Source organism: Streptococcus dentapri (genome assembly GCF_042649885.1).
GTDB classification, from domain to species: Bacteria; Bacillota; Bacilli; order Lactobacillales; family Streptococcaceae; genus Streptococcus; species Streptococcus dentapri.
Map to the genome: position 1 here is coordinate 1 of NZ_JBHSAC010000061.1, position 13,164 is coordinate 13,164.

The 13,164-nt window shown below is 37.8% G+C and carries 15 protein-coding genes and 1 pseudogene; 9 read left to right on the forward strand and 7 right to left on the reverse strand.

The window, feature by feature from the left end; all coding sequences use genetic code 11:
* Window positions 1-180: 180 nt before the first annotated feature.
* Together ACFOSE_RS07335 and ACFOSE_RS07340 are read left to right on the forward strand one after the other, a co-directional pair.
* The gene (locus ACFOSE_RS07335) at window positions 181-426 is read left to right on the forward strand and encodes an AbrB/MazE/SpoVT family DNA-binding domain-containing protein (protein WP_380432068.1); all 246 of its coding nucleotides are present in this window, start codon (window positions 181-183) and stop codon (window positions 424-426) included.
* Entirely contained in the window at window positions 420-752 is a 333-nt protein-coding gene (locus ACFOSE_RS07340; protein ID WP_380432069.1) for a type II toxin-antitoxin system PemK/MazF family toxin, read from the forward strand. Before ACFOSE_RS07335 ends, ACFOSE_RS07340 begins: the two co-directional genes overlap by 7 nt.
* 49 nt (window positions 753-801) lie before the next feature.
* Here the strand turns inward: ACFOSE_RS07340 and ACFOSE_RS07345 are convergent, their stop codons facing one another.
* Window positions 802-2,154 (reverse strand): MFS transporter, encoded by a 1,353-nt coding sequence (locus ACFOSE_RS07345; RefSeq protein ID WP_380432070.1) that lies wholly within the window; start codon window positions 2,152-2,154, stop codon window positions 802-804.
* 96 nt (window positions 2,155-2,250) lie between these two features.
* On the opposite strand from ACFOSE_RS07345, the gene ACFOSE_RS07350 reads away from it, so the two are divergent.
* Window positions 2,251-3,348 (forward strand): ArsR/SmtB family transcription factor, encoded by a 1,098-nt coding sequence (locus tag ACFOSE_RS07350; RefSeq protein WP_380432072.1) that lies wholly within the window; start codon window positions 2,251-2,253, stop codon window positions 3,346-3,348.
* A 10-nt stretch (window positions 3,349-3,358) separates the two neighbouring features.
* On the opposite strand, the pseudogene ACFOSE_RS07355 reads toward ACFOSE_RS07350, so the two are convergent.
* The 4 genes and pseudogenes from ACFOSE_RS07355 to ACFOSE_RS07370 form a co-directional block, all read right to left on the reverse strand.
* Window positions 3,359-3,520 (reverse strand): annotated as a pseudogene (locus ACFOSE_RS07355) (ISLre2 family transposase); the annotation flags it as partial.
* Between the two features lie 253 nt (window positions 3,521-3,773).
* A complete protein-coding gene (locus ACFOSE_RS07360) occupies window positions 3,774-3,992 on the reverse strand; it encodes a zinc-binding dehydrogenase (RefSeq protein WP_380432073.1) in 219 nt (72 codons plus the stop codon).
* Window positions 3,974-4,504, reverse strand: coding sequence for a zinc-binding dehydrogenase (locus ACFOSE_RS07365; RefSeq protein ID WP_380432075.1), 531 nt, complete (start codon window positions 4,502-4,504; stop codon window positions 3,974-3,976). The genes ACFOSE_RS07360 and ACFOSE_RS07365 overlap by 19 nt, the downstream gene beginning before the upstream one ends.
* Entirely contained in the window at window positions 4,408-4,770 is a 363-nt protein-coding gene (locus ACFOSE_RS07370) for a hypothetical protein (RefSeq protein ID WP_380432077.1), read from the reverse strand. The genes ACFOSE_RS07365 and ACFOSE_RS07370 overlap by 97 nt, the downstream gene beginning before the upstream one ends.
* 105 nt (window positions 4,771-4,875) lie before the next feature.
* On the opposite strand from ACFOSE_RS07370, the gene ACFOSE_RS07375 reads away from it, so the two are divergent.
* Window positions 4,876-5,250, forward strand: a complete 375-nt coding sequence (locus ACFOSE_RS07375) for a MerR family transcriptional regulator (protein WP_380432078.1) — start codon at window positions 4,876-4,878, stop codon at window positions 5,248-5,250.
* A 415-nt stretch (window positions 5,251-5,665) separates the two neighbouring features.
* Here ACFOSE_RS07375 and rpmG read toward each other — a convergent pair whose 3' ends face one another.
* Together rpmG and rpmF are read right to left on the reverse strand one after the other, a co-directional pair.
* Window positions 5,666-5,815: a 50S ribosomal protein L33 gene (gene rpmG, locus ACFOSE_RS07380; RefSeq protein ID WP_002262412.1), complete on the reverse strand. Its 150-nt coding sequence runs from the start codon at window positions 5,813-5,815 to the stop codon at window positions 5,666-5,668.
* Between the two features lie 15 nt (window positions 5,816-5,830).
* Window positions 5,831-6,013, reverse strand: a complete 183-nt coding sequence (rpmF, locus tag ACFOSE_RS07385) for a 50S ribosomal protein L32 (RefSeq protein WP_380432095.1) — start codon at window positions 6,011-6,013, stop codon at window positions 5,831-5,833.
* A 146-nt stretch (window positions 6,014-6,159) separates the two neighbouring features.
* Between rpmF and ACFOSE_RS07390 the strand changes: the two genes are divergently transcribed.
* From ACFOSE_RS07390 to ACFOSE_RS07410, 5 genes are all read left to right on the forward strand, one after another.
* Window positions 6,160-7,026 (forward strand): hypothetical protein, encoded by an 867-nt coding sequence (locus ACFOSE_RS07390; RefSeq protein ID WP_380432097.1) that lies wholly within the window; start codon window positions 6,160-6,162, stop codon window positions 7,024-7,026.
* A gap of 96 nt (window positions 7,027-7,122) precedes the next feature.
* Entirely contained in the window at window positions 7,123-8,403 is a 1,281-nt protein-coding gene (gene hisS, locus ACFOSE_RS07395; protein ID WP_380432098.1) for a histidine--tRNA ligase, read from the forward strand.
* 37 nt (window positions 8,404-8,440) lie between these two features.
* A complete protein-coding gene (locus ACFOSE_RS07400; protein ID WP_380432100.1) occupies window positions 8,441-8,860 on the forward strand; it encodes a hypothetical protein in 420 nt (139 codons plus the stop codon).
* A gap of 216 nt (window positions 8,861-9,076) precedes the next feature.
* Window positions 9,077-10,828, forward strand: a complete 1,752-nt coding sequence (gene aspS / locus ACFOSE_RS07405; RefSeq protein ID WP_380432102.1) for an aspartate--tRNA ligase — start codon at window positions 9,077-9,079, stop codon at window positions 10,826-10,828.
* A complete protein-coding gene (locus ACFOSE_RS07410; RefSeq protein WP_380432104.1) occupies window positions 10,821-11,756 on the forward strand; it encodes a YitT family protein in 936 nt (311 codons plus the stop codon). The genes aspS and ACFOSE_RS07410 overlap by 8 nt, the downstream gene beginning before the upstream one ends.
* The last annotated feature ends 1,408 nt before the right edge of the window (window positions 11,757-13,164 follow it).

Sequence of the window (13,164 nt, forward strand, 5' to 3'; positions counted from 1 at the left end):
TTTGTCACTTACAGTATAGTCCTTTTGGGCTTTTTATTGTCGTTGAAAATCAACTAGCACCACGAGTAATAGAATATATAACTCAAAATTACGAACAACTTTCTTATAATGTCAACTAATTCAAAGTATATACAAAATGATACTTTTGTGATATAATATTTAAAAAGAGGAGGTGGCATTATGCAACTAACAGTTAATAAATGGGGGAACAGTGCAGCTATACGTCTCCCAAAACAATTAGTACAGCAACTACAATTACATACCAACGATATTCTTGATTATGAAGTGTCAGGGAACAAGATTATTCTTAAAAAGGCAACGACAGTCCCAGAATTAACAGTTGATGACCTTTTTAAAGATTATCAGGGTGAGCCAGTTTCTGTAACGCCATTCATTTTTGAAAGTGCTGGTAATGAACAATGGTAAGTATTAAGCAAGGGTCTATCATTAAAATTAACCTTGACCCTAAACAAGGTCATGAACAAAAAGGCTATCGCCCTTATATTTGTTTAAGTCATAGCGTTGTTACGAAGTATTCTAACCTTGCTATTTTTGCTCCTATCAGCAACACTAAAAGGGACTATCCTTTTTATGTTCCTCTGAGAGATACCGAAACAACAGGTAAAGTCTTACTCGACCAGTTGGTGACAATAGATTTCAATGCTAGAGACTATCGGTATATCGAAAATGTTTCAGATGAGTTATTGAGTAGCTTGTTAGCTCGTGTGAAAGTATTGTTTGAAAAGGGGTAATTATATATAAAAAGATTTCAGTAAATAGTCACTGAAATCTTTTTTATAGTCAATTATTGTATTTTGAAAAAATCATGTCCTTTAAACTCATAATAACTAGCACTAATGTGATTCCCCATCCAATCCGAGTAACTAATAATAGATTGTTTGGCCAAAGATTTAGACAGGTTGAACCAACTGCTGAACCAGTCGAAATAGCAACATTTTGTACCATTCGCTGTAAGACTCCTGTACTTCCTTGCATTTCTATGGGGCTGGCTTGCATAATACTAGCAATATTAGCAGGTTGAAAATACCCCCCGCCAACACCATAAATAAACAATCCTAAAGTTAGGAATAGATAAGACCAGCTAGGAGTGAGAAGTAAGAGGAAGATTAAGGATAAAAGAATAATACCCAAACCAATATGGCTAAATGATTTATTTTTACTACCATCATTGACTTTACCAGATATCCTTGAAAAGAGAACCAAACCTGCAGGTGCTCCTAGTACAAGAAAGCCTGTCTGTCCCACCCCTAAATGATATAATTGTTCAAAAATGAAGGGAGGAAGTAAAAATATCATTGCAGAGGCGAAACCGAAAGTGACTGTTTGAAAAAGATAGGAGATTACTTGTGAATTATCTTTTAAGCCCTTAACATCAATAAGCGCATGATTAGTCTTATACTCAATATAGTAAAATACAATTCCAATCAACAAACTGGTTATTATTAAAATAAGACTAACCACTAGTAGATGAGGCTTACTCAATAAAGAAAGTCCTAATAGAAGACAAATCAACATCAAAGCGTTCATAGCGGTTCCAATGGTATCCAATGTTCGTTCACTAGTTTCCTCGGAGACCCTGTTAAGAAGGTAATGATTACAAATTATTCCAATGATAGCAAAGGGAACATTTATCCAGAAGATAAAGCGCCAGAGATTTAAGGAAAGTAATATACCTCCTAAGGATGGACCGAGGACAGGTCCTAAACCAATCATAACTCCTAAAATGCTAATGGCACTGTTTTTTCGTTCTTCAGAAACTAAAGTTGTAATTAAGGCTGCTGAAGTAGCTTGTAGAGCGGCAGCCCCTATGCCTTGAACAATCCGACCAGCAATAAGCCAACCAATACTATTAGCAAACCCACAAAATAATGAACTCAATCCGAAAAGTACAAATCCTAAATAGGAAATTTTTAACTTTCCAAATTTATCGCTTAATACTCCTAAAGGTAAGATAGAGATAGCTAATGCCAAAGTATAACCAGTTATTGTAAAGGATGCAATGTTAGTTGTAGTTTGGAATTGTCCTTTCAAAAAGGATAGCGCAACATTGATAATGCCTGTATCAAGGGTGGACAACAACATTCCCATACCTGCGATAACTGTTATTAGTAAATCTCGTAAATGTCTTGTCATTCTTAACATCTCCTTTAATGTTATTTATGATACAATAAAGATGATTGACAATCAATCGATTCGAAAAATATCGAATCGTTTAGAAGGAGTATGGACATGACTATTACAGTTCAATTTAGCAACTATGCTCTGAAAACGGATGAAACGTTAACACAAAGGATACAATTTGTGTACTCACCCTTAAATGAACTTTTTAGAAGCTTACATGTCTTATTGAACCCGCGTCATCATGGTACAAATATTGATTGGGTCATTGAGATACAAGACAGATTGACAGATGATTTCTATGAAAACCTTCACTATTTTCAACTTTTTTATGAACTTGGTGTTTCTCCTATTTTACTTTGTAATTTTCGCTATCATGCGACAACGATTGAAGAAGAGATGGGCAATTTAAAGAAATTTCTTGATGAGCTACCAACTATTCAATTAATTGAGCATTTAGAGAAAGTGACCAGTGACCGAGAAAACACCTTCATTCCAACATTGGCAAAAGGATTAGAATGGAAGGATTTTTCTTTGAATGAGGATAATCAGTTACTTATAGACTTGAGGAAGAATGCCTCTAGCGTTTATCAACATCTTTTTTCTTTTATTAATTGGTATCGCCAAGAAATATTTGATGAAACTTGGAAAAACAAAGATATTCAACGAAAGCTCTTAACAGAAATCCAACATCAAGCTTCTTTTTTAAGGGAAAATGGTTTTGAAGAGATGTTTAATCATTTGCAAATTGACCGCATTCATTGGCAAAAAGACAGGCTGGCCATCATTAAACCTTTTGACCAAGAAATCCAACTGCAAGATAGTGATTCTATTATGTTATTACCAAGTTATTTTATTTGGCCTCATCTGTTTGTTGAATCTTTCAACCAAGGAATTGCTATTACCTATGATATTACAGAGCAGCCAAGTTACTATAACTCCACACCGGAAAATTTAGTTACTATTTTTAAAGCTTTGAGTGACCCTGTCCGTTTACAAATTATGAATTATGTTATTGATAAACCAAGTACGACACAATCTTTGGCTCAAATTTTATTAATGAGCAATTCAAGTATATCTAGACATTTACAAATTTTAAAGGAGGCTAACTTATTAACGACAACAAAAGCTAAAAAATTCGTTCTTTATGAGCCAACACAGCTTGTTACGCAACTTATGCCGAATTTCTACCGTTTCTTTAAAAATTGAGGCTTTAGTATTTCCTATATCGACGATGGCGAAACGTAAATTCGCCAAATGTAAAAGCTACCGTGCGCTCCATAGAATGGATGCAAGTATAGCCCCTAGTCTTCATAATCGGAACCATCTGATCATCATATTTAGAGACAAACTCATAGAAATTTGTCGCATTTTGTGCAATTAGTGGTTATTTTAATCCTCGTTCATCAAAGGTTGTCATTGCCTCTTCTCCTCTAAATTAGGATAACGAGAACTATTTTAAAGATTCATTAATTACTTTTCAAATTTCTTTTGATTTTGGCACCAAAAAAGACTTAGTACTGTGCAAAATACAGAACTAAATCCTTTCAACAATTATTTATCTAACTTTTGAGGGCAGCTCATAATACTGGAGAGGTTATAGTTTTTACTTTCAAAGTTTTGTATCACTACAACTATGGTTCAATAATAATCGTTCCTAAAAAGTCATTCTTTTCAAGTTTACGATAAGCTTCCCAAATCTGATTTAAAGGGTAAGTTTTAGCAATAGTAGGATTAAAATCACCAAGTGCTAATTTTTCACAAATGTGAGTCACCGCTTGCCTTCTTGCCAAGTCATCCTCAACAAGTTCACTTACTGTCCAACCTTTAAGCGTTAAGCCTTTACCAAGCAAAAGCCCTGCTGAAAATTGGCACTCGCTGCCACCAAGAATGCCATATTCATAAATTTTTGCTCCCCGTCCAGCAACTTGGAATAATTCCTCCAATGATGCCCAGCAATAGGATCAAAAATGAATTGAACACCTTTTCCAGCAGTAATTTCAGAAATTCTAGTAACCAAATCTTCTTCATTACTAATAATGACATGGTTCAATTGTTTTAGCTGCCGTAGTTGCGCTGCTTTACGGCGTGAGCGGGTTGTCACAATTGGAATTGCTCCTAATTCACGTGCCAAATCAATCGCCGCTTGACCAACAGCAGAAGTCCCTGCGATAATCAACACATAATCACCCGATTTTAGATTGCTTTGACTATAAACAGGGTAAGCTGTTAGATATGGTACCCAAGTACTAGCAGCTACTGCAAAATCTACCTTATCTGGAATCTCAACCAGACGATTGGCTGGAACAATAATATCATCTCCCAAACTTGGATAACGTTCAAAATCATACGGTCCAACAGGCATAACTCGCTTACCAAGCCATTTTTCATCAACTCACCCGCTTTTCCAATAGCAGTCACAATCCCAGCAGCCTCATACCCAAGAGAGCTAATTTCATGAATAGCTTCTCCTGGCAAACGTAATCCCTTGATGTAGTTTAGCTGGTCGCCAGTAATTCGACTCGCTTTGACAGTCATTCTCACTTCATTTGAGGCTAATTCACGAAGTTCAACCTCATCCAACTGTAACTGGTCAATCCCTTGACCGTGAACACGAACTAATGTTGCCATAAAAGTTTCTCCTTTACCTTTGTAGTCTTTTTTTGATATCATGATTATAACCCCCTCGGGTAACCCGAAGTCAACTATTTACTATTATTTTTAGAGGATTTCACTATGTCATATACAATTAAAGAAACTAGCAAACGAACTGGGCTAACCTTACACACTATTCGCCACTACTGTGACCTTGACTTAATCTCAAGTTTACAACGTGATGAGAATAACAATCGTATTTTTGATGAAGCTTCTATTCATTGGTTGTATGCCATAAAATTTCTTAGACAAAGTCAAATGTCTCTCAAAGAAATTCGCCAATTTTTTGAAAAATACCAATATGACCCAACTAAATCTAGCGACCGTAAAAAGTTGTTACAAAAAGCCATTCAAGTTTCTGATGAAAAATTACAAAAAACCATTCAAGAACATGACCAATTAAAACATGAGTTGGAAACTTACCTTGACAATATTGATTGTGAAATTCAAAAATGATTCAATCGTTCCAAAGAGTCTCTCAATGGATTTCCCCCGTTTTTGATAATTTTTGCTTTCTGTACAGACCGATAGTTAAAGGGTATTAAACACAGAGTGTAGGGGCTCTTTTATACTCTCTGAATCGGTTACACTAGACTAGACAATAACACTTATAATAATTTTCTATTTTTTTGATGACGAACCGAAGGCAATGAACATAAAGCAACCTCAAAAACGTATAGAATAACAAAAAGCCCTGTTATAATAGCAATTTAACAGGGCTTAACTTCAATATCCAAATGATATATTTATCTAAAAAAGTAGAGTAAAAGGTAGAGTTTGTATCGATTTATAATGCAATCTACTGAACTTTATAAATTTAGAAATTGCATAAAATCAACGTTTTGACGTCTAGTGACGAGTAACGAAACCCTTACTTAACTTCCGTAAAAATTACATGTTTACGCAATTTGGGTGAGTATTTTTTCAATTGAAGACGGTCTGGAGTGTTGCGTTTGTTTTTTGAAGTAAGGTACAAGCGTTCACCAGATTCTTTGTGTTCAAGTGTAATGTTTACGCGCATGGTATCTCCCTTCTATTATTCAGCTGCAGCTGCTTTTTCGATCTTACGTCCCTTGTAGTATCCTTTGAGGGATACACGGTGAGAACGTGAGTAATCTCCAGTAGTTTCGTCAAATTTTACAGTTGGAGCTGTCAATTTGTAGTGAGTGCGGCGTTTATTTTTTTTCGCTTTTGAAGTGCGACGTGCAGGTACTGCCATTCTTTTTTCCTCCGATAAATTCATGTTATTGATTTACATCAACTTCACTATAATAGCACATCTTTTTTGTAAAGTAAAGTTACTTGACATTTTTTGTTTTCTCTTGAGTAATATATTATAAAAAAGGATGAAGGAAAGGAGGAAAGATGAAAAAAGGATGTTTATTTGGATGTACAGGTGTTCTAGCATGCTGCTTAGTTATTATAATGCTATATGTTGCATCAAACTTGATTCAAAAATATAGAGAACAACAGGAAATACTATCTGTACTGAGACATGAATTTAGGTTAGCAGGATATAAAGGAGATGTAGAAATACTGGAGTATGACAAGCCGTTATGGATCTCCCCTAATATTCATTATCGTTATAAGGAAAAAGTGGATGGACAAGCGATGAGATTTGATGGCGATCTTTCTTGGGACGAAGAAGAAAGAGATTTGTCTAGTAGCATTCCAACTTTTGAGGAAGGATCAATTGATGGAGCTGCACAGATGGTAGCCATGTGGCGTCAACCTGAAGTGAAGAAAAAATTACAGATGATGTCTACTAAATTTAAAAAAATGGAAACAGATGATCTAAGTTTAGAAAGGGTAGATGGTGAAGATATCAGTATTCATTATACAGATGATGATAAATTAGATTGGTCTCAAGTACAAGAAGGACGACGTGAAATAATAGCTGATTTTAAGAAAAATAGAGAAGCTGATAAACCGCTTAATGGTTATTACAATATCGATGTACCTTATTATCTTGAAAAGCGGGTGTTGCAAGTGGATATTGAATTTGAATGGAAAGTGCCTAGTAGTTACACCTCTTTTGACGGTGCTGATAAATTGGTTAAGAAGTTTAAAAAAAGGGTGAAGATGGTTGATTATAGTCAATTCTGGGATGGTTATTATCGTGTGAATTATTATCAGCGATACTCTAATGGAGGGACTAGCTCCTCACTTGATACGGGTCTGATCTTAGAAATTAAAGATGGTAAACTGGTACGTAGTTTTGAAGATGGGTAGTATAATCTTTAAATTTAACAGATTTTGGAGCTAAGTTATGATAAAATAGGAGAGATATAAATCCAAGGAGTTTATCCTTAAGGAAGTGGAGAAAAAATGAAACTTCAAAAACCAAAAGGAACGCAGGATATTTTGCCTGCTGAAAGTCGCCGCTGGCAGTATGTTGAGCAGATGGCGCGTGAGACCTTTAAAAAGTACAACTATGGTGAAATACGTACACCGATGTTTGAACACTATGAGGTAATCAGCCGCTCAGTTGGCGATACAACAGATATTGTGACCAAGGAAATGTATGATTTCTATGATAAGGGAGAGCGCCATATTACCCTTCGTCCAGAAGGGACAGCACCGGTTGTGCGTTCTTTTGTGGAAAATAAACTCTTTGCACCTGAGGTGCAAAAACCTGTTAAGCTTTACTACATCGGCTCAATGTTTCGTTATGAACGCCCTCAAGCAGGTCGTCTTCGTGAATTTCATCAGATTGGAGTTGAGTGTTTCGGCTCTAACCATCCAGAAACTGATGTAGAAACTATTGCCATGGCCTATCAGCTTTTCACAGAGTTGGGAATAAAGGATGTGACTCTCCATCTCAATAGTTTAGGAAATACAGAAAGTCGCTTGGCCTACCGTCAAGCCTTGATTGATTATCTGACTCCTATGCGTGATAGCTTATCCAAGGATAGTCAACGTCGTTTGAGTGAAAATCCCTTGCGTGTCCTCGATTCTAAAGAAAAAGAGGATAAATTTGCGGTGAAAAATGCTCCATCAATTCTAGATTACCTAGATGAGGAGAGTCAAAATCACCTCGATGCTGTACGTGGTATGCTAGAGAGTCTCGGGATTCCCTACGTTATGGATACCAATATGGTGCGTGGGCTAGACTACTATAATCATACGATTTTTGAGTTCATCACCAAGGTGGATGGTTCTGATTTGACGATTTGTGCAGGTGGCCGCTATGATGGCTTAGTTGAGTATTTCGATGGGCCAGTAACTCCAGGCTTCGGCTTTGGTCTCGGTCTGGAACGTCTCTTATTAATCCTTGAAAAGCAAGGTGTTACCCTTCCTGTTGATCAAGAATTAGATGTTTATATTGCAGTTCTCGGTGAAGGTGCAAATAGTAAGGCCTTAGAGCTGGTGCAAGCTATCCGCCGCCAAGGCTTTTCAGCAGATCGTGACTATCTGGGGCGTAAGCTCAAGGCGCAATTCAAGGCGGCTGATAGTTTCAGAGCAAAAGCAATTATCACCTTGGGTGAAGATGAAGTGAAAGCAGGACAAGTCCGTCTGAAAAACAACCAGACACGCGAAGAAATTCTAGCAAGTTTTGCTGATATTTCTAGCGATTTTGCCAGCCTGTTAAGCCAGATTAAGGCGTAATCTCATCGCCCTTTAACAGTGATTTTAGGAGTATATAGTGACAAGTATTGAACAATTACTAAAGGAGGAGCAAACTTTTAGCCTCTCCTTTGACCGCCGGTTGCCCATCTCTTTTCAGCAGCAGTTCTGGCGGATGATTGCCTACCTAACCAAGCATGAAATTCCTTGGTTTAATGGCGAAAAGGCTGATGATCATTTTATGTGCCAGCAATTCTTAGGGCAACAATGGGAACACGACTACCAGAGTGTGGTCATTGTCTTTCGACCAGCAGAGCGTTATTTGGGCTGGCAATATGATGATGAAACTGATGAATGGGGAGTGAGCATTCAGGATGTCTATGGTTTTCGCTGGAATCATCTGGCTCAAGAAGCAGATTATACCTTTGATGAAATAGAAGAATTTCAAGAAACCTTTGTCGATACTAGCGATCTGACTGCTTTGTTTGGAAAAAAATAAGACAAATACTGTAAAAAAAACTCTGCCCAATGGGTGGGGTTTTATTATGCTTTTTGTTATAATAGATAAGAATGTATGGGTGGCTAGGAAAGCCTAGGTTACTGAGTTTTCCTAACCAGCTGTCCAAAGACATAGGTGAAAGGAAACAACCCTAAACAATTATTAAAAGATACTGTTGAGTTAAATAACAGCGAAAGGGTTTTGGTAGTTTAAAACATGAAACGTAGTATGTATGCTGGTCGCGTTCGCACTCAAGATATTGGTAGTCAGATCACGCTCAAAGGCTGGGTGGCTCGTCGCCGTGACTTAGGTGGTTTGATTTTCATTGATCTGCGTGACCGTGAGGGCATTATGCAGCTGGTTGTCAATCCTGAGCAGGTGACCAGCGAGGTTATGGAGAAGGCCGAAAGTTTGCGCAGTGAGTTTGTTATTGAGGTCACTGGCTTGGTTCAAGGCCGTGAACAGGCTAATGACAAGATTGCGACCGGTCGTGTTGAATTGCAGGTCAATGACTTGACGATTCTCAATACAGCTAAAACAACACCTTTTGAGATTAAGGATGATGCAGAGATGACAGACGAGAGCCGTCTGCGCTACCGCTATCTCGATCTGCGCCGCCCTAGCATGCTCAATAACCTTAAACTCCGTGCTAAGGTGACACACAGTGTACGTAACTATCTTGATGAGTTAGAGTTTATTGATGTTGAAACGCCTATGTTGACCAAGTCAACACCAGAAGGCGCACGAGATTATCTAGTACCCAGTCGGGTCAGTCAAGGACATTTCTATGCCCTGCCTCAGAGCCCGCAGATTACCAAACAGCTTTTGATGAATGCTGGCTTTGACCGTTATTATCAAATTGTTAAATGTTTCCGTGACGAAGATTTGCGTGGGGATCGTCAGCCCGAGTTTACCCAGATCGATTTGGAAACTTCCTTCCTGGATGACCGAGAAATTCAAGATATTACAGAAGGTTTACTTGCGCGTGTTATGAAGGAAGTTAAAGGTTTGGATCTTCCGCTCCCTCTCCCACGTATGACTTATGATGACGCCATGAACAATTATGGGACTGATAAGCCTGATACCCGCTTTGAGATGCTCTTGCAAGACTTGACAGAAACTGTCAAGGGAGTTGACTTTAAAGTTTTCTCAGAAGCTCCTGCTGTTAAAGCTATTGTTGTTAAAAATGCAGCCGATAAATATTCTCGTAAAGATATTGATAAGTTGACAGAAGTCGCAAAACAATATGGCGCTAAAGGGTTGGCTTGGATCAAGTTCCTTGGGGGTGAGATTACTGGTCCAGTCGCTAAATTCTTAGCCGATATAGCCGCTGACTTGACAATACATTTACAATTAGTTGACAATGATTTGGTGCTTTTTGTGGCCGACAGTTTAGAAGTTGTTAATACTACTCTTGGCGCTTTGCGAACTCGCATCGCTAAGGATCTTGATCTGATTGACCAGTCGCAGTTTAATTTTTTATGGGTTGTAGATTGGCCGATGTTTGAATGGTCTGAGGAAGAAGGGCGTTATATGTCTGCCCACCACCCTTTTACTCTTCCAACTCAAAAAACAGCTCACGAATTAGAAGGGGGTTGTTTATCTAAGGTCCGTGCAGTAGCCTATGATATCGTTTTAAATGGCTATGAACTGGGCGGCGGTAGTCTCCGTATCAACCAAAAAGATTTACAGGAACGCATGCTTGAAGCGCTTGGTTTCACCCCGGAATCGGCTTATGAGCAGTTTGGTTTCTTGTTGGAAGCCATGGACTATGGCTTCCCACCACATGGTGGCTTGGCTATCGGTCTTGATCGCTTTGTTATGATTTTAGCTGGTGAAGACAATATCCGTGAAGTTATCGCCTTCCCTAAGAATAATAAGGCTTCAGATCCAATGACCCAAGCTCCAAGCTTGGTAGCTGACAAACAACTAGAGGAACTCGCTCTCAAAGTAGAAAGTCATGATTAGTAGCAGTAAAAAACGCGTTAAATATGCAGTTGGTAAGGCGGCTAAGCGGTTTGGCTTATGGCACGCCCTCAAGAGTATTTCCCGTGAGAAATATGCTGAAAAGATTTCGGCTTCGCTTTTCTACGGGATTCTCTCCAGTATCGCTGTCAATTTTTTCTTTCAACCCGGACACGTCTATTCTAGTGGAGCGACCGGACTGGCGCAAGTGTTGACAGCCCTCAGTAGCCGCTTTTTAGGTCTCAATATTCCGCTAGGGTTAACCTTCTATGCCATCAATATTCCTTTGATGCTTTTAGCCTGGTTCAAAATCGGACACCGTTTTACCATCTTCACCTTTATTACAGTAACGGTCAGTTCCTTGTTCATCCAAATCATGCCTCAGATTACTCTGACCCAAGACCCTTTAATTAATGCTATTTTTGGTGGTCTGGTCATGGGAGTTGGGATCGGTTACGGTCTACGTGCTCGGATTTCCAGTGGTGGGACAGATATTATCAGTCTCTATATTCGTAAGAAAACAGGCCGAGATGTTGGTAATATTTCATTGCTTGTCAATGGGATTATTATAATGTTTGCCGGCCTTCTCTTTGGCTGGCAGTATGCTCTTTATTCAATGATTACTATTTTTGTCTCCAGTCGGATGACCAATGCCCTCTTCACCAAACAAAAAAAGATGCAGGCCACCATTATTACAGATCAGCCTGAACGTGTCATCAAGAAGATTCACAAAAAATTGCACCGTGGTGTAACCCTAATCAATGATGCTGAAGGAACCTATGATCATAATAAGAAAGCCGTCTTGATCACTATCATTACCCGTGAAGAGTTTAACGATTTTAAAGAAGTTATGTATAAGGCTGACCCTAACGCCTTTGTTTCAATTGCCGAAGATGTTCATATCTTAGGTAAATTTATAGAAGAAGATTAAAACTTTGATGAGCTATTGATAGATATAAGGTTGATTATCTAATAACAGATAATCGGCCTTTTTAGTCGAAAAAATTTTTTTAAGAAACATCAGTTTGATGTCAATGATTACTGAGTTATTGTTTGTATATGACTTTGGAAAATTGAAATTTACGAGGCATGATAAAGGTCTACAAAGAAACTGTTAATGAACGATAAAATTGGAATAAGGAAGTCTTAATTAAAATGACAAAGACACAAAAGGTTAAGGTCTTTGAGTAAATTCCTTCTAGTCTTTATGATAGACGTAGTATATTATTAGCCACTTTCCGAACTTATGACTATTGCAGCTTTTGCAGTGGTTATGTCAGCGAATATTTGAGAGTATCAACTGAACAAATTTTAGAGTAAATCCACAGGCAAAAATGATCTGTGTTTTTATATTTGATGTGATAATCTTATTCTAATATCACTTGCATTGATTAAATTTTCCCTGTCTAGCGGTTCGGTAAAATATTTGTGTAAATAGAAAGATTTATTTCCGGGGGCTCGATTTAGCGCAGCATTTTAATGACGTTTTATCCTACTTCACTGGATTATGAACATGATATTGATAAAATCAATAATGAGGTTTAGCTATGCCCTCTTATCGGATGTCTAATTTATGTATATTGGCATCGGCTTACGCCTAGTCTAAAAGAATTTAATTATCACAATAGGTTGAAAAGGGTTTGAAGTTGAATTTTTATTAACTTCAAGCTTTTTTATTTCCTAAATTGGGAGTTTACAGTTCAGCATTTTATCAGTTGATAGAAATTAATTGTTATAGTAATAGAGGTTACATAATTGTTATTTTTTTAAGTTTATATTAAGTATTATAATACGTCTTGATTCTATTTTGTAAATTAACTAAAATACCTTTTAGATTATATATTATTTTCATATGAAAATTACTAATTGCTATTATTGATGCTATATAAGGATTTTAATTATGATGGAACGACAAGAATGGACTACCCTCTTTGAATCAGTTAATAAGCGTGAACCGACGCAGAAGGAAATACAAGCAGCGGTAGAAAATGGCCTTATTCCTAGTTCAGGGGTAGAAGAAGAACCTCAAAAGTCTTCCCAACCTGTTCAAGAGGTCTCTGCACAAGAATCGTCAGAGTTACCCAGGGAGGAGACTGCAATTGAGGAGTCAGAATTAATGCAAGAAAAGCCTAATGCCAAGCGGTCTAGACCTGCTCAAGAAAAAGCGACACCTAAGAAATCTAAGTCCTCTAAAGGGGAAAAGCTGGCAAAAAAATCGAGTTCAGCTAAGAAGGAATCTTCAACTGATCCTGCTTCAGAATCCGAGCAAGAAGCTAGCAGAGAATCGACCTCCGAAATTCTGAAATATTCTTCTGTAAGTGAGGAGCAGTCGGGGTCCG